The sequence below is a fragment of the Paenibacillus hunanensis genome (assembly GCF_034055775.1).
Classification (GTDB): Bacteria; Bacillota; Bacilli; order Paenibacillales; family Paenibacillaceae; genus Saccharibacillus; species Saccharibacillus hunanensis.
The window spans coordinates 4,419,408-4,442,759 of sequence record NZ_CP139194.1; the positions used below are offsets into that span (position 1 = coordinate 4,419,408).

Here is a 23,352-nt window from a genome sequence, read left to right on the forward strand (position 1 = left end):
ATGAAAAAGCCCCCGTTCCTAGGAACAGGGGCTTTTCGCTATTCTATCTCGTAACGCTAGAGTTCGATCGATTCCTTCATACTGAAGTGACCCGTCTTGCCCAGCATTCATCGATTATTGTTGTGCAGAAGCAGCAGATGCGCTAGAAGCGGAGCTGTTCGCGATATAGCCTTTGCTCATCGCGTCTACTTTTGCTTTTTGTACATAATACTGCATGCTTGTCAGCTCAGCTTTTGCTTGGGTAGCATCCACTTGATACTGATATTTTTGCAGGTCGTACTTCGTTACAACACCAGCGTTGTAGCGGATTTGCATATTCACGCCATCTACCGCTGTATCCTGTGCTTCACGTTGTGCAGTTTGTACGGCTTTGTACGCTGTATCCATATCTTGCAGGTTCGACTGGATTGCTTTCGCATAGGTTACTTTACCTTGCTCCAGTTGTTGTGCTGCGATATCGGTTGTTGCTTTGTTCGCTTGCTCCTGGAAGCTGTTGTCGGTGATCGCTTTTTCTTCGTCCTCACGAGCTTTGTTCAGGCTGTTGCCAAGCGATTGGATCTGGTACGATTTGCCGAGCAGTGTGTCTGCATCAACCGTTGGTACTGGATCAAGCTTCACTTCCAGCGGCTTGAGCTGGATGTTAGGATCGTACACGATACCCAGATCGTAGCACAGTGTGGACAGTGTTTCCTGGTACGAGTCTTTCAGCTTGGTCAGGTTATCCTGTTCAGCTTGTAGAGCACGATTCGCTTTGTCGATATCCTCCTGTGTGCCGGAGCCAAGGCTTTGCAGAGTTTGTGCACGCTGTACGTCGCGTGTCAGCACCTGAATGTATTCCTCAGACAGAGCGATTTGTTTTTGAGTCGACAGCAGCTGTACATATTGTCCAGTCATTGCCAGACGTGTACCTTCTTTGGCTTCGTCCACTTGAAGCTGTGTGTTCAGCTTCTGGTTGTCCAGATCACGAATATTGCTGTCCAGTGTCTGTCCTGTTTGGGAGCTTTGAGCCAGAGATACTTCATTGCTGCGATTCGTCGTTACATATCTTAGACCTGGTGATGCGTTCAGGTAGTCAACATAGTTCAGACCGAGGCTGGCATTTTGTTGATCCAGTACACGGTATTTCAGTTGCAGCAATTGCAGATTGTACGAATCATTGATCGCCAGATCGATGACTTTATCAAGGTCAAGGCTATCGACTTTTTTCGGTGTACGCACACCGGAGATTTGAGATTGTGGCGTCTCTACTCCTGTAGCGTTAGCAGCAGGTGCTGCTGGATCTGTAGTAGCAGGCGCAGTAGTTGTTGTTGTAGGAGTTGCAGTTGTAATTGTGCTATCCGCAGCATGTACGAGTGCAGGCTGTGTTGCAGCCAGCATAACAGCGAATACGGATGCACCGACCATTGCTTTTTTCATTGTACAAATTCCTTCCTTCATGTATTTCAGCGAACCGATTACCGACAAATGATACGATCCTCAAAAACAGTTAGTAATACTAATAAAATTAATTTAGCATTCCTAACAAAATAAATCAACCTCTAACCGCACACTCTTCCAAATTAAAACAAAATAAAAAGGTAGCTTATTGTGCCACCTTCCATTATATAGAAGTATAATGTATAGAACCAGGTTTCATTGTATAATATTGGTAGCTAATCCTGCATCCTATGCACAAGATGCTAGATAGCATCGTACTGGACAGCTCATCATCTTCATGTTCTTGCTTGTACAATTCCTTTCACCATTGCCACTCAATTAACAGCACGGCTGTCACAACAAGCACAATAGCGGCTACAAGTAGCTGGGTACGCTCACTGGATATGGACGGCTTGACGGCAAAATCTCTCGGCTGATGTGTCTCTGCATACATTCCTTCCGGATCATGGTGCGGATCATCGCCCGTTTTCATTAGTCATCCCCTTCTTTCCATATTCTGTATACCAATTATACACGAATTTCTGCTGACGTTCACAATCTTTTCACAAAATAATCCTGCCTTTTTCTGGAATGCTTTTCTATCCGTCTTACTCATCTACATTTTCTGCATACATCACTTTTCTACATATATAAATGTATGATCGTTTACTACGCCAACATACCTGTATCGAAATTCAGATGAAGAGGTTGCGAGCACTTCCTTAAATGGCTATGCGTATTTTATTTTTCCAATTAATTCCTTTGCCTCCGTTCCAAGACTGATTTGTTAGATGAACAATCTCAACCCATGGATTGAGTACACTTTAAGTAAGGATTGATACAATTGACAAGTAGTCTGGATTAATTCTATAATTCAGCCATGAACTAGAGAGTATAAAAAAAACTGGAGAGTTTAGAGGGGGAACCTGTAACATGAAAAGAAGTTGGCCTCTGGCCATTACAGCAATGTTGCTTGCTGGAAGTCTGACGGCATGTTCAACAGCAAATAATGCTGCTGTCGAGCCGGCAACGACGACCGTTGAAGTGACAACGGTCAAGGAACAACCGCTTGATGCGGTCTATGACCTGTCCGGCACACTTGCTGCATATGATCAAACACCAGTATCCTTCCGCATCAACGGAACCGTCGCTTCGGTGAGAGCTGATGTTGGGGATCGCGTCAATAAAGGAGCTACGCTGGCAACACTGGACACTGCCGATCTGCAGCTTCAGGTTGAAAATGCTAATCAATCGGTTGCCGCTGCAGCAGCGTCCCTGTCGAGTGCCAAGGCATCGATGACCAATGCACGAGCAGGCCAACAAGCTGCCGCTGCGGGTGTCGCGTCTGCAAGTGCACAGCTCGAAAGTGCAAAAGCAAGTCAGCAAGGCGTACTTGATGGTGCACGTCCACAGGAACGCGCTCAAGCACAAAATGCAGTCAACAAAGCTCAGATCGCCTATGATCAAGCTAAAACTGCTGCCACCCGCGCACAAACTCTTTTCGATAATGGTCTTCTTACTCAACAAGAAAAGGAACAAGCAGAAACGACACTGGAAAATGCTCAAGCTGGTCTCAAGGATGCTCAGGAGCAGCTCTCCCTCACCCTCGCTGGTGCGAAAAACTCCGATCGTGCTTCTGCTGCCGCTGCGGTCAAGCAAGCACAGGTAGGGATTGAAAATGCACAGGCTAGTGTCGCTCAAGCGAATGCCGCAGTCGAGCAGGCGAACGCTGGGGTCGAACAAGCGCAGGCTAGCTATGACCAAGCAGTCATTTCTCGTGATACGGCACAGCTTAATTTGACTCGTGCTGCTATGCAGGCTCCGGCTTCCGGTACGATTTTGACCAAAGCGATTTCGGAGGGACAAACGGTAAGCGCAGGTACAGAGATGTATACGATCGGTGAGATCAATCGCCTGAAAGTACTGCTGCCTGTACCGGATAGCGAGATTAATGAGTGGCGTGTAGGTCAGCAGGTTAGCATTAGCCTGTATGACGCCGTTCGCACAGGTAAAGTAACTCGTCTATATCCACAAACGAACGAAAATACAGGCTCGATCAGCGTTGAAGTTGCGATCAGCAATCCGAATCTGGACTGGAAACCAGGTCAGGTCGTGAATGCGTCTCGTCAGGCTTCTTCCGAAACAGGGCTGCTCGTTCCTGCTCAAGCTGTCGTTAGCTCCGGTAGTGAGCCTTATGTATTCAAGGTTGTGAATAAGAAGGCTGTAAAAACGACTGTGAAGCTGGGCAATCTGTACAATAATAACTATGAAGTGACCAGCGGTCTGAAAGTGGGCGACAAAATCGTAACACGTGGTGCCGACCGTCTCTTCAATGGTGATGATCTGAAGGTAAGTGAAGCTGCGACAACAAACGCTAAGGGTACGAACGGTAATGCCCAGTCGGGTGCAGCTTCAACCGATGCAAACGGTGAGGCAAGCGCCAATGATTAAGTATTTCGTTCAGAAACGTAAAATCACATTATTGTTCTTTGTGATGCTCATTCTGTTCGGACTGGTACAGCTTGGTCAGATGCCGAAGCAGCTGATGCCGGATATCGTGATCAAAACTGCAATTGTTACCACTACGTATGCAGGCGCCAGTCCAGAGCTGATGGAGCAGACCGTTACCGAGGTGCTGGAGCAAAAGATCAAGGAGGTCACCAACCTCAAAACGATCTCCTCCACCTCAAGCAACGGCGTTTCCTCTATTACAGTTCAAGCGGAGGATAATGCCAATGCCAAGGATACATGGAATGAGCTACGCCGTAAGGTGGAGGATGCACAGGCAGAGCTACCTGCCGATGCAGACAAGCCGACGGTTAATGATAATCTGACACAGACCTTTGTCCAATCGTTCGCGATTTATGGCAAAACAAAGCAGGATATCTATGCACTGAGCGATCTGATGAACACATGGCGTGATCAGCTTCGTTCTGTACCTGGTATTACAAATGTAGATATTCAGGGTATTCCAGATCAGCAGGTACGTATCGATGCGAATATGTCGAAGCTACAGCAATACGGCATTTCGTGGGAAACGGTAAGACAGGCGATCCAATCGGAGAATAACCGTGTACCTACCGGTAATATCACCTATCAGGATCGTAACTATCAATTGACCGTTGATAAAGCTACCGACTATAACACATTAAAAAATATCGTTGTTTCTCAGACTGATGCCGGTATTCCTGTCTACCTGAAGGATGTTGCCGATGTCGAGCTGACCAAAGAAACCGAATCGTACTTGAGCTATTACAATGGCGTTCCTTCGATCTCACTGGACGTAAGTAGCCAGACTGGCTCTGACGTACCGACGATGAACGAGCGTCTGACCGCGAAGATGAATGTTTTGAAAAAGACATTGCCTTCTAATGTCACCATGGTATCGCTATTCGCACAAAATGATGAGGTTAACCGGATTTTCGGTGATCTGATTCGTGAAATGCTTATCGCTATCGCTGCGGTTATCCTGATCTGTACGCTCGGTATGAACTGGCTGACAGCAGGCTTTGTTGCACTGGCGATTCCGATCTCGATTGCGCTGGGCTTGATCTTCTTGCCTGGTCTGGGCATTACACTCAATCAGATTACGATTGTCGGTCTCATTATCGTACTCGGGATACTGGTCGATGACGCGGTCGTCGTCAATGACAATATCGAGCGAAGGCTATCCACGCTCGGTGAAAGCCCGACCGATGCCGCTTTAAAAGGAACAAAGGAAGTCGCTATATCGATCATCACAGCGACACTGGCAACGATCTCTGCCTTCCTGCCGCTCATGGTATTGCAGGGTGATATGGGTGCATTTATTCGTCCGATTCCGACGATTATCTCGCTCTGTATGCTCGCCTCCATGATCATGTCGCTGACGATTATTCCTATTTTCCGTGAATGGTATGAAAATCGTCAGATCGAGCGTGGACGTCGTCGTAAAGATCGTCCGGCTGGTCTGCTCGGTAGACAAATTCAGGCAGTCAGCAATGGCTATGCGCATCGTCTGATGCCAAAAGTATTGAAGCGTCCAATGATCGTCGCGCTGATCGGTCTGGTCGTGAGTACATTTGCATATGGACTGGCAGCCTTCACACCGATCGAACTGTTCCCAACCTCGGAAGATCCGCAGATTACAGTCAATGTGCGTATGCCTTCCGGTACATCGCTGGAGGAAACCGATAAGGTCGTCCACAATATGGCGGAATGGCTGAAAAAGCAGCCTGAGGTTGAAAACATGGCATATGCTTCGGGTGGTGCGGCACCACAATTGTTCACTAACCTGAGCGTACTGTCCGGTAGTGGCTCCAGTGTCGGTCAGATTCTAATCACTGGACAGCATGGCATGAATGTAAAGCAAACGACAGACCGCTGGGCAGATCAGCTGGATAAGGACTATCCAGGTATCCAGACGACTGTAAGTGGTACAGCAGTCGGCGTATCGGTTGGTAAAGCGGTATCGATCCGCGTACTGGGTGATGATATCGAGGAAGTTCGTTCTCTGTCTAACCAGATTAAGCAAATTATTGGCGATACTCCAGGCACTTACGGCATTAGCGATAGCATGGGCATCGATAACTATGCACTCGACTTTGTCGTGAACAAGCAGGCGATGGATCGCTACAAGGTAACCTATTCTAACCTGACGCAAACGCTGCTCATGATGGGTAGCGGGATGAACGTAGGTAACTTCGATAATGGCGAAGACCTGATTGATATGAAGCTGTATATGAAAGGCTCTCAGACGGTTAGCCCAACCACATTGCTGCAACAGGTCAATGTGACTAACTCGGCAGGTACACAGATTCCACTGTCACAGATCGTTAGCCTGAAGCCAACATTTTCAATTCAACAGATCGGTCGCTACAATCTACAGCGTGTGAATACGATTGAAGCGGATGTGAATGGTCGTACCGCTACTGAGGTTATGCAGGATATTACACCGAAGCTGCAACAGATGAATTTCCCGGAAGGCTATACGTATGAGATTGGCGGCGAAACGTCCGACCAGGCGGATACATTCGGCGATCTGGGTAAACTGTTCGTTGTCGCGGTGTTCCTGATCTTCATTCTGATCGTCATTCAGTTCTACTCGCTCTCGATTCCGCTCATCATTATGACGACGGTCTATCTCGCAGCAGCAGGCGGTATTCTTGGTCTGTTCCTGACACGTACACCGATCGGCTTTATGTCCGTCATGGGGATCATTGCGCTTGCGGGGATCGTCGTACGGAACGGTATCGTATTGATCGAGTTTATCGAGGATGCGCGTCATGAAGGCATGGAGCTCAAAGAAGCTGTAATTCAAGCCGCTTCTGCTCGTTTCCGTCCGATCCTGCTCACCTCGCTAACTGCGATTGTTGGTATGATCCCGATTGCTACGATCGGTGAGCTGCTGTTCCGTCCACTCGGCGTTGTTATTATCTTCGGTCTGATCTTCTCGACCATCCTGACACTGTTCGTCGTGCCATCCCTGTATATGGTTGTCGCACGCTGGAAAGAGAAACGTCAGGTACGTAAGACAGAGCGTAAGCAAAGAAGACTGGAAAAGCTAAACGCTTCTCCAAAAGTGTAATTAAATAATCGATCGTGCTCCATCTACCCGCATTTCTCATTCACGGATTGCATCCGTGGCAAGCAGCATGCATAATACGGAGTAATGATCATTTAGCGAGCAAACGGACAGATTCATGTCCGTTTGCTCCATTTTCATCACCAAAATCAAACGAACGAGCATCTCATCTCGATGCAGATTCATATCGTAGAAAGCCAGGAGGAAGCGCCCTTGAAAACAAAGGAACAGGATATTATTGAAGCGGCGGTTCGGCTTTTCTCTGAAAAAGGATATACCGCAACCTCAGTCGATGAGATTGCCAAGGAAAGTGGCATGGCAAAGGCTTCGTTTTATAAGTTTTTCCAGAGTAAGGAAGATGTGCTCATTGCAACGGTCAAGGAGCATGGACGAACGATTAGTGAAACGATTGAACGACTGTATGCGGCAACCGATCAACCACCAGAGAAAAGACTCGCCAGCTTTATCGATCTACAGCTCAACAGCGTATTAGAAAGTAAAATTCATTCCATCATGGTTTCGCTCCATGATAAAAGCATTTTGCAAAATGAGAAGCTACTGCATGCTTGCCTGTATATTGAATATCAAACCAATCAGTGGTGCACCGATTGCTTGAATCAGATTTATGGGCCGAAGGTTGATCCATTTGTATACGATATTATTTTCATGGTACGAGCGATGCTCATGCAATTTATGTTTTTGCCGATCATCGGTATTCGACCACAGGTTCCGATTCGTGAATTGAGCGATATGCTCACCAAGCTGGTCGATCATATGGTTCACAATATGATTCAGACTGATTATAAGCCGGTATGGGATTGGTCAAGTGTGGACATGTCTCCGGATCAGATTGAGAAAAGCCCGGTGTTTCAAGGTATTCTGATTCATGAGGTACTGATCGCGATGAAGCGTACCCTGCACAGTATTGAGGTTGACGAGCAGGAGCGAGCTGAATTGTGGCAGGTGCTCGGTTCACTGGAGCAAGAGATCACACGGATGGAGCGACGCTCCGGTATGATTCGGGCATTGCTTGAGTTTCTCAAGGGGTATGCCGCGCTGGAGGAATATACGTTGAAGCTACAACGTGTGCTTTCATTGCGTGAAACGTAGGATTGTCGAGCACTGGATTGATGATGGATGGCTAGCGTATGTACTCTAATGATAAGTAATTTTTCTAACGTGCAGGACGATAAATAGGACGACGTTCTCCTTGTGATTGAGGGGAAAGTCGTCCTGTTTTTGATTATTGTTAGATTGTACCTTGTCGTATAGAAGCTAGAGGATACTGTCATGCTATTGTTCAGTGTATAGATGCAATGCAGCTGGCATCGCGTCACTGATACCTAATCGCTACCGTTCATTGCTCTCTATCATTCATTGCTCGCTATCGGGTAGACATCATTCGATATTTAGTCAGTACTTCTGGTTTATCATTTAGCGTTCATAGTTCACAGCTTATCATTATATAGCCTGGTTCAATAATTACTATTATTGTCACCGCACTGCTGCTCGTCCAGACGCGCTTTCATTTGAGCAATCGTACGCTCCAGACTGGTGATCGCCTCGGTAACGACAGCGCGATCTACGCCATTTTCAAGCGCACGAGCACGCGCGAATGCACGCTCCTGCTCGGCTGCGGCACGCTCGCGTTCCAGAGACGCCCGTTCCTTCTCGTAGGTCTGACGACGCTGTAGTTCATTATATTTATCCAGCAGATCGGTAATGATTTTGTAAAAGCGTTCATAATCCTGAATAACATCATCGAGGAAATAGTCGACCTCTTCCTGCGAATAGCCTCGCATTTTGGTCGGAAAATCCTTTTCATGAATCGTAAGCGCATCAAATTGGATGCCTAGCTGCTTGAATAGACGCTTCTGCTCTTCCAGCTTGCGCTGATAATTCTCATCTACAGCCATTTTCATCAATCCCCTCATTCCTGTTCGCGTGCCTTGAGCCGCTACTTTATCTGCTTATTAATGTATCACAAACGATGCGTTTGGCAAAATGTCCATACTTGCCTGATACTGCTCTTTTCATTAGCACTTGTTTGCGGCAAAATAAAAGCGGACACTGTAGTCCTTAATGATACAATGATGTAGTCCCTAATTGAAGCGAATACGAAGGATGTGCGATAGTATGTTTTTGAAAAAACAATCCGTACAGCGTGACGGGCGAATCTATACATATTATAGATTGGTAGAATCGTACCGTGATGCCGATGGCAATGCACGCCACAGGATAATCCGCTATCTGGGAAAGCTAGCGGATGAACAAATTATGCTCATCCGTGAGCAATTGAAAAAGCAGAATATCGACCAAGCGATTATCGATCAGATCCTACAGGGGGAGTATACTACATTAGAAGCTAGTACAACGCATGTGAACGATACGGATGATCATCATACATCTACATGGAGCACTTCCATTACATCCACCTCTCTCCCCCTCTGGATTCCAGTGTCGTTTACAAGTTTGCATTTTGATGCGGTGAACGGGCAGGAATGGAATGTAGCTGATGGAGATACCTTATTTTTTGTACATCAAGGTCAGGCTGATGTAACTATTCGTGGGCGTAAAATGGTCATGACATCGCAGCAGGTATTATCTTGCCCGGATCAAACTGGCGTGCATATCGGCAGCTTGGATAATCAGCCGCTGATGCTTCAGCGACTTGTTTTTCGTTCGAATGTTACAGCCACAACCGGGTTGTTCCCTATAGATAAGACGCTGAGTGATTCGCAGAGCACACCGATCATGCTACAGATTCAGTCCCCCGCTGAGATGCTACGATTGTGCAATGAGCTGGAAAATTATAATGTGAATATGACTTCCCACCATGCTCAGCAGCCTATCACAATGCTCGCTATGTATCGCTGCTTTTATGAGCTATTGCATCTGATTGCGCTGGAGACAGCGGGGGCAAAGCATGACGAACATTTATCCTTTCAGCAAATGCTTCAATATGTACGAACTCATTTCCGTGATGATCTGCGGCGAGATGAGCTAGCACGCAAGATGGGCATGACACCAGAGCACTTTTCACGGGTATTTCGCAGTCGTCAGGGATGTTCATTCAGCGATTATTTATCCCGGCTACGACTGCATCAGGCACGGCTGGAGTTGCAATTATCACAGACCAGTCTGGAGGAGATTGCTCGGCGTTGTGGATATAGTGATGTGCACTATTTTAGCCGTAAATTCAGGCAGCGCTTCGGGATGCCACCACGACAGTATATTACTGCGCCCAAGCAATATGTAAGCTGGAATATGCCACTAACTGCGATGCTGCTACAGCTAGGCATCGTGCCTATTGCCGGACAGATCGATATGGAGGTGCTACGCCATTTCCCAGAGCTGGTGAAGCTTGTCGAGCATGCAGTATTGCAGCAAGCGGAGGATGAGCATACGCAGACAGATAAGCAAGCGAATGTAGCAAGTGCAACGAACGTGGACAATAAGACGCATGTTCTCCTTCCTGCTCCTTCACTTGTTCTATTGCAGCAGCGGCAGCCTGATCTTGTCTTTGCCTATGACGATGATCCGCAAAGTGAGCAGCTACATATCTATGCACCAGTACAACGGCTAGACATCCAGCATTATAACTGGCGGCAACAATGGCTCTGGCTGGCAGAGCGAGTGCAGCGCAGTCCGCAGGCGCAACAATGGCTACAGCAATGGGATACGAAGCTACGAGAAGCAAGACAACAGATGCAGAGCTGGTTGGAGCGACGTGAAACGGTAGGCATCTACAAGATCGTATCAGAGAAAGTATATGTATATGGTAATTTACGTAGTATGGGCGGATCTCTTATCTATGATGGGCTCCACTGTGAACCTCCAGTACAAGTACGTCAGCAACTGATTGATACAGGGCGTCTGAATATAGAAGTATCACTGGAACAATTGCACCATTATGCGGCTGATCATATGATTGTGATTTATTATCCGATGGAGCATCAGAATGCAGCACAGTATGGAACACAGCGACAGACAGAGGTTCCAGTTATGACATCTCCACTATGGCAACAATTACCGGCTGTTCAATCAGGACAGGTGCATATGATGGATCGACATCTCTTTTACGGATTCGATCCACTTTCTCAGCAATTGCAGCTCCAGGCATGGATGGATAGCATCGCATCATATTTGTGATTGTAAGTTATCATCATTGTCCATAGACGTTCCTGCAACAGGTTGATATGATTCTATTTGATAATCATTATCAATTAGTAAATAGGAGGAATGAATATGAATAATCGGCTGTTTTCCCAATCAGCCTGTATGATAGCGTTAACGGTGATGCTATGCATGCTGCTCGCTGCCTGTGGAGCTCAAAACACTCCGGCATCATCTGATTCGGCTGCGACTACATCATCCAATGCAGCATCGACTGACACTTCCGCTACGCGAACGATTGATACGGCAAAGGGAAAGATTACGATCCCAGCACATCCGCAGCGCATCGTATCTACATACTATCATGGTACATTGATCGCGCTTGGTCTGAAGCCTGTTGGTGCTAACAAAGAATGGTGGATGGGCAGTCCGTTCTTGAAAGAACAGGAACAAGGGATCGAAGACGTTGGGGCACCTACATCAATGGAAAAGGTAATCGCGCTCCATCCCGATCTGATCGTTATCAACGACTTTGATGTGAAAGCCTATGATGAACTGAGCAAAATCGCACCTACGCTATATGTTCCGTACACTGCCTACAAAAATCCAAAAGAAGAAATCGAATTGTTCGGCAAGCTACTTGGACGTGAACAACAGGCTGAGGCATGGCTCAAGCAATACGATGAAACCGCTACGGCTGCACGTGCCAAAATTAAAAATGTCGTCAAACCTGGCGAAACTGCGGTGTTAATCAATGTACGTGAGAAGGATGTTGCTATTCTTGGCGATAACTATGGACGCGGTGGGTATGCATTGTATGATGGTATACAATTCAAACCACTGGACAATGTAAAAAAAGAAGTGATCGACAGCGGCAAGCAGATCTTACAGATTCAGCTTGAAAGTTTGCCGGAATATGCAAATGCCGATCATATCTTTATCTGCTTTAACGACGGCACGACCGAAGCACAGAAAAACACGATCCTAAATAGCTCAATCTGGAAAAACTTGCCCGCTGTGAAAAGTGGTCAGGTGTACGATCTGCCGTATGATACGTTCTCTTACTACGATCCAGAATCAATCGTAGGTCAGATGGGATTACTTGCAGATATGATTGTAGCTAAAAGTAAATAATGTTGCCGGCTAACAAGATTGCATAATTGGATAATGAACGCCTGTATCGTGTACTGACTATACTTTGTTTTGTATGATGTATTACGTATAGCTTATAACGGAATAGCCTGATCCTACGCATGCATAGAGGCGTTGGAATCAGGCTATTTTTAGGTCATCACTATGATTTATAGTAATAATCTGCGCACAAACTGCATGTATATCTACCTCAGTTGCTTGCTCTTCAATCTTATCCTTTAATTCCACCAATCGTTAACCCTTTAACAAAATACTTCTGGAAAAATGGATACGCGCATAGGATCGGTGTTAGCACGATCACGAGAATTGCCATCCGTGCGCCTTCGGCTGGAATCTGGGCAAGCAGCATATTGTTCGTTGCTGAGGTGGCGTTATTCGTGACAAAGTCGATATTCGATTGTAGCTTCATCAGCATGTATTGCAGGCTGACTAGCTTCGGATTCGTAATATAGAGTTGTCCGAGAAACCAGTCATTCCAGTACGTGACGAGTGTGAATAAGCCGACCGTAGCCAGTCCTGGCTTGGATAGTGGCAGGACGATCCGTCCGAAAATATACCATTCTCCTGCCCCATCAATCCGTGCTGCCTCCAGAATAGCTGTCTCAATTGACTGCTGCATAAACGTACGTAAAATAATCACATTAAACGCACTGAGCGAATACGGCAAAATCAAAATCCAGAATGTATCCGCCAGATGCAACACATTCGTATTCACAATATACGAGGGCACCAATCCACCATTGAATAGCATTGTGAAAAAGAGTAAAAATGCCATAATATTACGATAACGAAAATCACGACGGGACAGCACATAAGCGAACAGCGAAGTTACAATCAGGCTAAATAGCGTCCCCATAGCGGTGACGCCAATCGTCACATAAGCCGACTGCACAATCTGCTCGCCATTACGGAAAATATAGCGATATGCATCCAGACTCCACTGCGAAGGCCAGAACTGATAGCCTTTTGCCGACAGGCTGGCTTCACTCGTAAAGGAAATGGCATACACGAGTATAATTGGAATGATGCAAATCACCGCCAGTACGGTCAGAAGCGTATGAAATACCATATTCCAGCTACGTGGAAGCTGGTTGAATCGATTGGATGTGTGCTCCATGCTACAACCCTCCTTTTAGAACAATGCGCTGTCACGATCGACTTTTTTGACAATCCAGTTCGTGAGAATGACAAGTACAAAGCCGACAAACGACTGATACAGCCCTGCCGCCGCGGTCATTCCATAGTTGCCCATCGTAACGAGTCCGTTGTAGACATACGTATCGATCACCTGCGTCACTGGATAGAGCGCACCGGAGTTATACGTTACCTGATAAAAGAGTCCAAAATCTGCATAGAAGATTTTGCCGATGCTCAAGATCGTCATGATGATAATGATCGGGCGCAGACACGGTAGCGTAATGTAGCGAATCTGTTGCCATTTATTCGCTCCATCAATGGTCGCTGCTTCGTAATAGTCGGGCGAGATGCCTGTTACCGAAGCAAGGTAAATGATGCTGTTATAGCCGACACTTTTCCAGAAAAAGACGAAGATAAGGATATACGGCCAATATGTCATATCCGTATAGAAGTTGATCGGATGAAAGCCCATATAAGAGAGCAGCTGATTCACAATACCTTTATCTGCACTCAAAAAGGCGTAGAAAATAAGCGCAACAATCGTCCACGACAGAAAATACGGCATGATGAGAATCGTCTGATAGGTCTTCGATAAAAAGCGGCTACGAATCTCATCCAGTATAATCGCCAGCGCTACCGATAGAATCAGTCCAATGACGATAAAGACCAGATTATACAGCAGCGTATTGCGTGTAATCAGCCAGGCATCGCCTTTGAACAGGTACTTAAAATTATCGAACCCGACCCATGGACTGCCTAAAATCCCGTCATAAAAGTTATAGTTTTTGAATGCGAGAATAACGCCGAACATCGGCATATAGTTGAATAGCACCAGCAGGATCAGCGCAGGCAATGCCATGACGAATAGCGCCCCGTGCTTGCGTAGCTCATACAGAAATGTCATCGTCTATCCTCCCTGTAATCGTAGATGTTGGTAGGTTGAAGCTCGCCCGTTGATCGATCTGTCCTTAGCTGTACGGTTACGGTTACGGTTACGGTTACGGTTACGGTTACGGTTACGGTTACGGTTACTGGCGATTTTGAAAGTAATACTGGCGGCAAAAGCAAGGATAGAACGAGCCCTTCTGCTCTATGTCGCTTTTTACTTCCTAACAGCATAAGGGGCGGAAGGTTTGCTTCCGCCCCGCATTGCCATGGATGGCTCAATTTCGCCTATGACTTCGTCTGCTCGGACTTCCACTGATCGTACTGGGATTGCATTTCACTAATAAGCTCGTCCACACCAGCATCCTTGAGCTTCTGGATGAACATCGGTAAATACTGATCAGGATTCACAGTTCCCCTGACAAGCGGCGGGTAAAATTGACTGATCACATTATTGATCGCTGCAATCTGCGTCTGTACCGGTGTCGTATCAAAGTTAAAGCCGAGCGCTGGCGATGGTGTATTATTGTCCTCGAACACCTTGAATTGCTCTAATGTATCCTTCGGATACGACTGATCATAATAGAAAATATTCACATTGCCCCACATCCAGCCATAGCCATAATCATAGTCCGGGTTGAGCGGATCAACGCCCTCGGCAGGCTTGATAAACGTTTTATCGACCTTGACGTAATCCTGTCCTTCGATCCCATGTACAAACATATTGGCTAACACCGGATCGGTGTACAGCAGATTGAGGAACATCATCGCACGCTCTGGATTTTTGGATGAGCGTGGAATCGCAAAGCCGCCGCCCTGCACGTCACTCGTCTCGATGACACCTTTACCGAGATTTTGGTATACGAGTGGATATCCAAGCTGTGCGCTACGCTTGTACACATAGTTCGGCGCATACAGCAGCGAGCCCGCGAATACCTTGCCTGCCTTCCAATCGCCTTCACTCTGATACTCGACATCCTTAGGCGTGTAGCCCGCTTGATTCCAGCGATAGGCTGTCTCTACGAACTCCTTGAACTCCGGCGTTTCGTATTGATCGAATATCTTATCATCAGAGCGCTTGTAGTATGGCTGATCGCCTACATTGATCACGCCAGGCAGATTCCAATCACCCGACATATGCTGAACAGGAATGGAGCGATACATGCCTTCCGAGCCATCCAGCGGCAGGATACTCGGATCCTTCTCATGCACTGTTTTTAGAATCGGCTCCATGTCCTTCCACGACTTGATGCTATTGGTATCGATTTTGTATTTTTCCACCATGTCCTTCCGCATCAGCACGCCTACCTGGTGGCCTACTTCCTTGTAGCTTGGTACAGCGTAAATTTCATTTTTAACGGTCATCCCTTTCCAGAGGGTATCCGGTATGGTCTTTTTTAAGTCCTGACCGTATTTGTCCATCAGGGAGCTGAGCGGGGTGAAGGCTTGCTTGGACACGTTGGACAGATAGTTATTCGTCCATGAGCTGGTGAAGACGATATCCATCGGCTGTCCTGAAGCGAGCATGACCGGAACCTTCGTCTCAAAGTCACTGCCTTCCATCGTGACCACCTTGACCGTAGCATTGATCTTTTCTTTTAAATATTTGTTGATCGCCTGCATGACGCGCTCCTGACCCTTCATCGGTGTCGCGTAGTTATAGAAAACTAGCTCTACAGGTGCCAGTTCACCATTAGCTCCTGTTGCCGAGCTGCTATCACTGGAGCCTCCACATGCAGACAATACAACGGACAATAACAGGATTACCGCCAGGCTCAGACACCAGGCTTTTGACTTGTGCAGCATTGCTTCATCCCCTTTTCGTCATATCCAAAGCTTGATCCCATGCCTTGCGTAATCCATCACTTCCATCGTTTGACCCATAGCTTATCCAGTATGATCGGGAGCAGGCTATGCTGCGCTCGTATCCAGATTCTCGCTCAATCTATGCCCATTATCGCTTCCATCAGATCGCTAATAGATTACTAATTCGTTGTTTGTAGAATCGTAATCTGTATAGGTGATCGCAAACATAGATATGAATAGAGCAGAGCGGACGAATGCTAGAGATATCATATGCTCTGTTCATCGTTTATCCGCTCCGCGCTATATCACCAAGCTTGAACGTTAACTGGACGTTGATCCGTGCTTGATTCATCGGAAGTGATGTGCTGGTTGTGTGTATTGCTCTTAGCTTTATTATCATGTACCTGCCGTGATAGAGGTAGCGTACTTTTTTTAGATAAGGTGTATATTTTTTAGGTAAGCGTTATCTTCTATCTTTTAGTGGAAGTGTAATGATAGCTTTCATCACTTCATTTACATATTCAAAATGTAATCCATAGCGTGCATCGGCATAATGCAGGCGGATACGCTGATGCACATTGCTAATGCCAATCCCATCTGAGCTGGGCAGGCTGTCCTGCTGCTGATTTAAATAGTCGTTGAGCTGGCTGATATTGCCACCGGGCCCATTGTCCTCAACGATTAACAGCACTACAAGCGGTGCTTTACTCGCTGTAGATAGAGTTGCTAGAGTCGGTAGAGCAGCTATATCCATATCGGTTACTGGAGGAACGAGCATCGTAGCCGCTGGTGAAGCTAGTTCTTGATCTTTTGTTTGCTCTTGTGTTTGTGTTTGTGTTTGTTCTTCCTCTGACACAATCCTTGCCCGCAACGTGATTTGTCCCTGTCCAGCTTGTCGCTCCGTACCGTGCTGAATCGCATTTTCAATCAATGGCTGAATGATAAACTTGGGCACACGATACAGATGCAGCCGCGGATCAATATCGTAGGCGATATCAAAATTATTGCCATACCGCATTTGCTGAATACTCACATAATTGCGCACATGATCGATCTCCTGCTCCAGCGGCACCTGCTCGCCTGGCTCACGGATGCTATAGCGCAAAATTGCCGCTAAGGAAGATACCATCGTAGCGATATCATCCTCGCCACGAGTGAGCGCCATCCAGTTGACTGAATCCAGTGTGTTGTAAATAAAATGCGGATTAATCTGCGCCTGTAATGCCTTTAGCTCTGCCTGCTTTTCCCGCTCTCCACTACGCATCACATCATCCACCAGATCGTTAATCCGTTGCATCAGATTGTTAAATTGGCGGTATAACACGCCCACCTCATTCGTCTCTGGCGGCTCAATAAACACATCGATTGTCGATTCATCCTTGATGCCCTTCATTACTCGTGCCAAGCGAATAATCGGACGTGCAATGCTATTAGAGACGAGTAGTGTCAGGATCGCGCTGACGATAATCACGAGCGCTGTAATGCCAACAATCATATAGCGAATAACGGATAACTTCTCCGTCACTTCACTGTAGGGAATTAACGCAACCAGATTCCAGCCCCATTTGAGTGGATACAGATCGGCAATATAACGAATCCCGTTGTAACGCAGATCGGTGCTGCCTCCTACATCGGTATATTCCAGCAGCGGCGCAAGCTGTCCTCCCTCGGTAATCTGCACGCCAGGCCATGAGCGATCATTGCTATACAGCACCCGATTGGTCTGATCCACCAGCAGCATCCGTGTGCCTGTGGTGAGCTGCGAGCTTTCAATCTGACGACCAAATTCATTTTTATCGATAGCGATCACGACAACGCCCATCTCGTTATTGCTATTCATAACGAGCGGATTACGTACCTGCTTCGCTACATACACATGCTCCTGATCGCCTGCCGCGTAGAAAATATTGAGCGTACCCTGTAGCTCTACCGTCCGCTTGTACCATGCTTCGGTCTTCGCCAGCTCCGGACTGAAAAAGCGATTCCCTCCACCCATATCAGGTAGACTGCTCAATAGCTGCAAGCCCGTCACAGGCAAGGTATTTACTACCGGCGAACGACCGCTGACAAAGAAAAGCGCTGAGTACGAGTTCACCACGCTACTCAGCGGCACATCCAGATATTTGATAAACTGCTGATTCATAATATTCAAATTCCGATAGCGCTCAATCTCATCTGTAGCCGATTCGTTTAAAATATCGGCAATCGTTTTGTCAGTCGAAAAGTAATAGGTCGCCTGATCAATGCTCGTCTCCACTGTCTGAATGTTGTTGCGGCTTTGCAGCATGATATTTTGCTGATCCTCTAATAGCTGCTCACGCATAATACCAGTGAACACCATATAGAGAATGCCACTGGATAATAGCGCCGATAGCGTGATCACACCGATAAAAAGAACTGCAATTTTTCCGCGAATGCCTCTGCGATCAAGCCAGCCGAGCATGCGACTGCGCAGCCTCATGGACGTCCACCACTAATCGGCGCTCCATTCAGATATAGATTCCGATATTCCGATGGGGTCATGCCTTCCTGCTTTTTGAACACTCTGGCAAAATAATGGGCATCCTGAAAACCGAGCTGCTCGGACACCATATAGACAGGTATGGCTGGATGCAGCAGCAAGCGACGCGCCTGCTCCATTCGAATGCTCGTAATATAGCTGCCCAGCTTCATACCTGTGCTCTGACTGAATACAGCACTCACATAAGCAGGAGAGCGGTTCAACTGATCTGCAATGCTAGCGAGTGATAGATCCGGATCACTCATATGCTCCTGCACATGACGCTTCACATAATCCACGAGCACATGCTGCCGATCATCTCGCTTTTCGCTGGCATGCACCAGCATGCTCTCACATTGCTGACAGATCCATGCGATCATCTCTGCCGGTGTTTTCAGCTCCAGCAGACGATGCAACTGCCCATCCAGCTCGCCAAAGGCACGCTGATGCCCCTGATCAATACGTTCACCAAACTCAAACAATAGATTAAGCACCCGTACACAGAGCGCCTTAATCTCTGCTGGTGGCAATTCCGCCGCTAGCTGATGATCGAAAAGCTGCCTAAAAAAAGGCATGTCGCCCGTTTGCAACGCTTCAATGCAGCACTGCTCCAGCTCTCGTCCAAACAGTGATGTATAGTGATCATGCTGCTGATGCTTACGCTCAGACAGACCGCGGATATACTCGGTAAGCTGTTCAATATCAGTGCGTGTGATCGGCTTGACGATATAGCGCTGCACGCCATACTGCATCGCCTGACGAGCATACTCAAAATCCTCATGTGCACTGAGTAGCACAATCGCGGTATCGATCTGTTGTTCATGAATCTGGCGGCACAGCTCCAGCCCGTCCATGATAGGCATCTTAATATCTGTAATAATCAGATCAGGATGATGATTCTGCGCAATCTCAAGCGCTTCGCTTCCGTTACGCGCTTCTCCAACAATATGAGCGTTCAATTGCTGCCAGGGAATTATCTGGCGCAAGCCTTTTGTTACAATGATATCGTCGTCCACTAGCAATACTCTCATGAGGGTCACCTTCTGTCGAATATGGGTTAGTTGTCAGACATGGGCAATGGGTTGGAAATGAATTGTTCATATTTTAGCGCTTTTTGGCGAATGATGGCAATAGTTCTGACATCCTTGATTATGTTTTACGACATCTAAATTATCTTTGATCGGGATATGTTAGTTGATGTGGAAGATAGACACCACTCCGAGAAGGAATAAGGGGCGGACTCCGGTCTCGCACAGGAATCTACGGAGTAAAATCATAATGTAGATTCCCGTGCTCAAAGGTCGTCCTTCCCCCTATTTCCTTCCCTCCGTTCCGTGCGACTCGCATTCAATTGCTTATATTTGACAGTTCACGTCCATGTATTTCCAACTATAAGATTTGGCTCCTCAACTTTAAAATCTTACGAACTTCAATTCAAAATCTGATCTATTGCATCTCACGAAAAATGTAACCGTCTTATAAAATAAGTGACTCTGATATATAACAGCAATATTCACATTTAGAGTAGTTGGTTTAACGTGGTCAGTTTATTAATAGTTTCATAACTTGAATGCGATTTATTTGAGTTATGAGGCTAGTTATAGTTCTTCACAGCAGAGAGAAGTGGTAGCAGCATATCTCCTAAGAAACGATATTTTATGTGTGCCATGTACATGTACTCATTTATTGATTAGGATGCTGGTTGTTGATTGCTCTGATTCTTAGATCGAAATGGTAGGCATGACGATAAACAAAAAATCAGCCTGTGTTCAGGCTGATTTGGGATTGGTGGGTGGGAGGATTTTTGCTGATTTGTATTTAATAATGAGCAAGTGATTGCATATATTGCATATGCTTGGATTATTCTTTTACTTTTTGGCTTTGTTGATCTTCATGCTCAGCTTGTATGCAAACGGAATACATGTGCGATGGGTGCTTTGTTTTCATTTACAGCTGTTGTTGGCAGGTCTACCTCGATTCCTTGTTCTGTCTGGCGGAAGGTCAGGTTGGTTAGCACTTCTTCGCCTAGCAGGTCGATGGATTGGATTTGGGCTTGATAAGGAATTAGGTGTATGGAGGGTACGGGTGTATCTTCGTTTGAATACAGGTAACTGGCGTATACACGTTGCTCGGCAGCGCGTTCGGTGAATGCCCAGTTGTCTGTATAGACGGGCTCGCAGCTGCGCGTTTCATAGACGGCTTCGCCATAGGTGTTCAGCCAGGCGCCGAGTCCTTTGATGCGTGCGATAGCTCCGGCGGGTAAGCGTCCGTCGGGTTGGGGGCCTACGTTTAGGGCGAGGTTGCCGCCTTTGGATACGATCTCCATGAGCATGTGGACGAGCTCGCGTACCGATTTGTACTCGTCCTCATAGCGGAAGGAGAAGGAGGTCCCCATCGTGACGCAGCTTTCCCATGGAATCGACATCGCATGCTCCGGTACGGTCTGCTCAGGGGTGACAATATTCTCGTACGCACCGCCTACGGTACGGTCGGCAGCGAGTAGCCATGGTTGGTGCTCGCGCATTCGGTCGACAATTTCGCCGAGTCGAATGTCCTGCCCGCCTTTGCCTGGACGAACCCAGCCAGCATCCAGCCATAACACATCAACGCGTCCGTATCGGGTCAGCAGCTCTTCGATCTGCTGATGGGTAAATTGTACAAACTCCTCCCACAGCCACGGATATTGATGCGGATCATAGCTCGGTCCGCGCCAGCTATGATCGCCGCGCTCCATGCCATCTGTCCAGTAATAAGGAGTATGCCAGTCTGCTTTGGAAAAATAAGCCGAGATCGCCAGCCCCTGCTGACGGAAGGCTTCGAACAGATGTCCGACGATATCCGCATACCGATGCTGATGAAACGGCGTCTCCTTGCCCGTAATCCGATAATCGGTCGTATATGTATCCCACATACAGAAGCCATCATGGTGCTTGGTCGTAAAATTTAGATAGCGAAAGCCGCCTTCCTTCGCGAGCTCAGCCCATACATCGGGCTGGAAGCGAATTGGGTTAAAGGTACGATTCAAGCCGAAGTATTCACGCTTGAGCTGCTGAGGGTCAGGCTGCCAGTCGATACCATCACGTGACCAGTCTCCATCGTCATCGCTCAGTGCCCACGATTCAACGACACCAAGCTGTGAATAAGGCCCCCAGTGCATCATCAGCCCCAGCTTCTGATCTTTGAACCATTCCAGACGCTCCAGTATATACGGGTCTTCTGGCTTCACCCATGATTCTTCACTGCTATAATTATGAACGCCACCCTGTACCTCCAATAGCTTGTCGAGCTGCTGCTGTTCCTTCTCCGTCATCTGCTGTTCACTCATCGTATGACCTCCCTATTCTTGTTCATCCAATAGCTGTTATACAAGGATTACAGACTATGCACTTATTTCCTTCGGGAACATTTTGCGATTAGGTGGAATATTTTTGGATACCTGCTTTTATGTCTACGATTATGTGTCGAGCAGTCCCTTTTTCATTGCTGTATAGACCAGATTGGAAAATAAGCTATTCGACCATGCAAACCACGGCCTTGTAAACGTATGCGGATCATCTGCATGAAAGCCCTCATGCATATAGCCGGTATCTGCATCCGTTGCTTCCAGCATATCGATCATCGCCAGCATTTCCTCATCCGTGGATGCAGTTAATCCCTGCATCGACAACCCCATATGCCATACATAGTCCGGTGGAGTGTGCGGACTTCCCATTCCGCTTGCCGCTTCACCTTCAAAATAAAAGGGATTTTCCGTACTCAAAATAAACTGACGGGTTCGCAGATAGGTCGGATCATCCGGCGCACAGTAGCCCAAGTAGGGCATCGACAGCAAACTTGGCGTTCCTGCATCGTCCATCAGACAGTAGTTACCAAAGCCATCCGTTTCATACGCATAGATCAGTCCATGCTGTGGATGACGGTACATGCCATACAGCTCAATCCCATGCTGTACCTCTTCCTCCATCACAGCCAGCTCCTCAGCAAACGCCATATCCCGATAGACGAAGCGTACCATCTCCTGCATCTGGCGCAGACAGACGACAACAAACATATTTGCTGGAATATTGTAATGCAGCTCACACGCATCATCGCTTGGACGAAAGCCTGACCAGATCATACCGGTATAGCTTACCGGCATGCCCATGCCGCGATTACGAATCGTATCAATCGCCGGACAATTGCGGCGGGTAAAACGATACGGCGATTCCTCCATATGACGCTGCTCTGTCCGCCACAACTCATAGATCGTACGCAGACCTTGCTTAAAGCCACTATCAAACAGCTCGGTGCTGCCGCTTGCCTTCCAGTAATGATAGGCAAGCCTTATCGTAAAGCAGAGCGAATCCAGCTCGAATTTGCGCTCCCATACCCAGGGGCCCATCTCCGTCTCATCCGCCGGATCCCAGTGCCAGTCATTGGCGGTCTCGTTAAAGGCATTCGCATATGGATCGATCGATAAATAAAACATATGCCGCCGAATCAAGCCGCTAATAATACCCTGTAGCTTCTCATCCTCACCACATAACGGCACATAATGCATCAATTGCTCCACTGAATCACGTAGCCATAGCGCTGGAATATCTCCTGTGATCACAAAGGTTGTGCCATCGTCCAGTAGCTTGGTTGTCGTTTCCAATGTGTTAGGAAAGCAATTACGAAATTGCTTCGCCAGCTTCGGACGATGCTGAAGGCGGCGATCCGCTTCCTCCAGCACCGCCTTCACCGCATCTGGTAATTCAAACGATGTCATCGTAATATGAGCCATATTCTGCGTCAT

The 23,352-nt window shown here is 47.2% G+C and carries 15 protein-coding genes; 5 read left to right on the forward strand and 10 right to left on the reverse strand.

Features of this window, described 5'->3' with window-relative positions; genetic code table 11:
• Nucleotides 1–114 precede the first annotated feature (114 nt).
• Nucleotides 115–1,416 carry a TolC family protein gene (locus tag SK066_RS18045; protein WP_320542495.1) on the reverse strand — a complete coding sequence of 434 codons (1,302 nt, stop codon included), beginning with the start codon at nucleotides 1,414–1,416 and terminating at the stop codon, nucleotides 115–117.
• A gap of 322 nt (nucleotides 1,417–1,738) precedes the next feature.
• The gene (locus SK066_RS18050; RefSeq protein WP_250342888.1) at nucleotides 1,739–1,909 is read right to left on the reverse strand and encodes a hypothetical protein; all 171 of its coding nucleotides are present in this window, start codon (nucleotides 1,907–1,909) and stop codon (nucleotides 1,739–1,741) included.
• Nucleotides 1,910–2,349: 440 nt separating this feature from the next.
• Between SK066_RS18050 and SK066_RS18055 the strand changes: the two genes are divergently transcribed.
• The 3 genes from SK066_RS18055 to SK066_RS18065 all read left to right on the forward strand — a co-directional run bounded on the left by SK066_RS18055 (nucleotide 2,350) and on the right by SK066_RS18065 (nucleotide 8,089).
• Nucleotides 2,350–3,867, forward strand: coding sequence for an efflux RND transporter periplasmic adaptor subunit (locus SK066_RS18055; protein WP_188773522.1), 1,518 nt, complete (start codon nucleotides 2,350–2,352; stop codon nucleotides 3,865–3,867).
• Nucleotides 3,860–6,982 carry an efflux RND transporter permease subunit gene (locus tag SK066_RS18060; RefSeq protein ID WP_320542496.1) on the forward strand — a complete coding sequence of 1,041 codons (3,123 nt, stop codon included), beginning with the start codon at nucleotides 3,860–3,862 and terminating at the stop codon, nucleotides 6,980–6,982. The genes SK066_RS18055 and SK066_RS18060 overlap by 8 nt, the downstream gene beginning before the upstream one ends.
• A gap of 210 nt (nucleotides 6,983–7,192) precedes the next feature.
• Complete coding sequence (locus tag SK066_RS18065; RefSeq protein ID WP_320542497.1) at nucleotides 7,193–8,089, forward strand: TetR/AcrR family transcriptional regulator; 897 nt, start codon at nucleotides 7,193–7,195, stop codon at nucleotides 8,087–8,089.
• A gap of 365 nt (nucleotides 8,090–8,454) precedes the next feature.
• On the opposite strand, the gene SK066_RS18070 is transcribed toward SK066_RS18065, so the two are convergent.
• The gene (locus tag SK066_RS18070) at nucleotides 8,455–8,895 is read right to left on the reverse strand and encodes a DivIVA domain-containing protein (protein ID WP_320544919.1); all 441 of its coding nucleotides are present in this window, start codon (nucleotides 8,893–8,895) and stop codon (nucleotides 8,455–8,457) included.
• Between the two features lie 220 nt (nucleotides 8,896–9,115).
• Between SK066_RS18070 and SK066_RS18075 the strand changes: the two genes are divergently transcribed.
• Nucleotides 9,116–11,131: an AraC family transcriptional regulator gene (locus SK066_RS18075; protein ID WP_320542498.1), complete on the forward strand. Its 2,016-nt coding sequence runs from the start codon at nucleotides 9,116–9,118 to the stop codon at nucleotides 11,129–11,131.
• Between the two features lie 96 nt (nucleotides 11,132–11,227).
• On the forward strand, nucleotides 11,228–12,229 hold the full coding sequence (locus SK066_RS18080; RefSeq protein ID WP_320542499.1) for an ABC transporter substrate-binding protein: 1,002 nt from the start codon (nucleotides 11,228–11,230) through the stop codon (nucleotides 12,227–12,229).
• Between the two features lie 229 nt (nucleotides 12,230–12,458).
• Here SK066_RS18080 and SK066_RS18085 read toward each other — a convergent pair whose 3' ends face one another.
• The 7 genes from SK066_RS18085 to SK066_RS18115 form a co-directional block, all read right to left on the reverse strand.
• Entirely contained in the window at nucleotides 12,459–13,364 is a 906-nt protein-coding gene (locus tag SK066_RS18085) for a carbohydrate ABC transporter permease (protein ID WP_188773517.1), read from the reverse strand.
• Between the two features lie 15 nt (nucleotides 13,365–13,379).
• Nucleotides 13,380–14,288, reverse strand: coding sequence for an ABC transporter permease (locus SK066_RS18090; RefSeq protein ID WP_188773516.1), 909 nt, complete (start codon nucleotides 14,286–14,288; stop codon nucleotides 13,380–13,382).
• A gap of 269 nt (nucleotides 14,289–14,557) precedes the next feature.
• On the reverse strand, nucleotides 14,558–16,075 hold the full coding sequence (locus tag SK066_RS18095; protein WP_188773514.1) for an ABC transporter substrate-binding protein: 1,518 nt from the start codon (nucleotides 16,073–16,075) through the stop codon (nucleotides 14,558–14,560).
• A gap of 463 nt (nucleotides 16,076–16,538) precedes the next feature.
• Entirely contained in the window at nucleotides 16,539–18,536 is a 1,998-nt protein-coding gene (locus tag SK066_RS18100) for a cache domain-containing sensor histidine kinase (protein WP_320542500.1), read from the reverse strand.
• The gene (locus SK066_RS18105; protein ID WP_320542501.1) at nucleotides 18,533–19,606 is read right to left on the reverse strand and encodes a response regulator; all 1,074 of its coding nucleotides are present in this window, start codon (nucleotides 19,604–19,606) and stop codon (nucleotides 18,533–18,535) included. Before SK066_RS18105 ends, SK066_RS18100 begins: the two co-directional genes overlap by 4 nt.
• A gap of 866 nt (nucleotides 19,607–20,472) precedes the next feature.
• Nucleotides 20,473–21,900: an alpha-L-fucosidase gene (locus tag SK066_RS18110; protein ID WP_320542502.1), complete on the reverse strand. Its 1,428-nt coding sequence runs from the start codon at nucleotides 21,898–21,900 to the stop codon at nucleotides 20,473–20,475.
• Nucleotides 21,901–22,029: 129 nt separating this feature from the next.
• Nucleotides 22,030–23,352 (reverse strand): glycoside hydrolase family 125 protein, encoded by a 1,323-nt coding sequence (locus tag SK066_RS18115; protein WP_320542503.1) that lies wholly within the window; start codon nucleotides 23,350–23,352, stop codon nucleotides 22,030–22,032.

Excerpts from the sequence above, each read along its gene's own strand:
- SK066_RS18045 (WP_320542495.1), bottom strand. The coding sequence starts at position 1,416 with ATGAAAAAAGCAATGGTCGGTGCATCCGTATTCGCTGTTATGCTGGCT.
- SK066_RS18085 (WP_188773517.1), bottom strand. The coding sequence starts at position 13,364 with ATGGAGCACACATCCAATCGATTCAACCAGCTTCCACGTAGCTGGAAT.
- SK066_RS18105 (WP_320542501.1), bottom strand. The coding sequence starts at position 19,606 with ATGAGAGTATTGCTAGTGGACGACGATATCATTGTAACAAAAGGCTTG.
- SK066_RS18075 (WP_320542498.1), top strand. The coding sequence starts at position 9,116 with ATGTTTTTGAAAAAACAATCCGTACAGCGTGACGGGCGAATCTATACA.
- SK066_RS18090 (WP_188773516.1), bottom strand. The coding sequence starts at position 14,288 with ATGACATTTCTGTATGAGCTACGCAAGCACGGGGCGCTATTCGTCATG.
- SK066_RS18080 (WP_320542499.1), top strand. The coding sequence starts at position 11,228 with ATGAATAATCGGCTGTTTTCCCAATCAGCCTGTATGATAGCGTTAACG.
- SK066_RS18070 (WP_320544919.1), bottom strand. The coding sequence starts at position 8,895 with ATGGCTGTAGATGAGAATTATCAGCGCAAGCTGGAAGAGCAGAAGCGT.
- SK066_RS18050 (WP_250342888.1), bottom strand. The coding sequence starts at position 1,909 with ATGAAAACGGGCGATGATCCGCACCATGATCCGGAAGGAATGTATGCA.
- SK066_RS18060 (WP_320542496.1), top strand. The coding sequence starts at position 3,860 with ATGATTAAGTATTTCGTTCAGAAACGTAAAATCACATTATTGTTCTTT.
- SK066_RS18095 (WP_188773514.1), bottom strand. The coding sequence starts at position 16,075 with ATGCTGCACAAGTCAAAAGCCTGGTGTCTGAGCCTGGCGGTAATCCTG.
- SK066_RS18110 (WP_320542502.1), bottom strand. The coding sequence starts at position 21,900 with ATGAGTGAACAGCAGATGACGGAGAAGGAACAGCAGCAGCTCGACAAG.
- SK066_RS18115 (WP_320542503.1), bottom strand. The coding sequence starts at position 23,352 with ATGACGCAGAATATGGCTCATATTACGATGACATCGTTTGAATTACCA.
- SK066_RS18100 (WP_320542500.1), bottom strand. The coding sequence starts at position 18,536 with ATGAGGCTGCGCAGTCGCATGCTCGGCTGGCTTGATCGCAGAGGCATT.
- SK066_RS18055 (WP_188773522.1), top strand. The coding sequence starts at position 2,350 with ATGAAAAGAAGTTGGCCTCTGGCCATTACAGCAATGTTGCTTGCTGGA.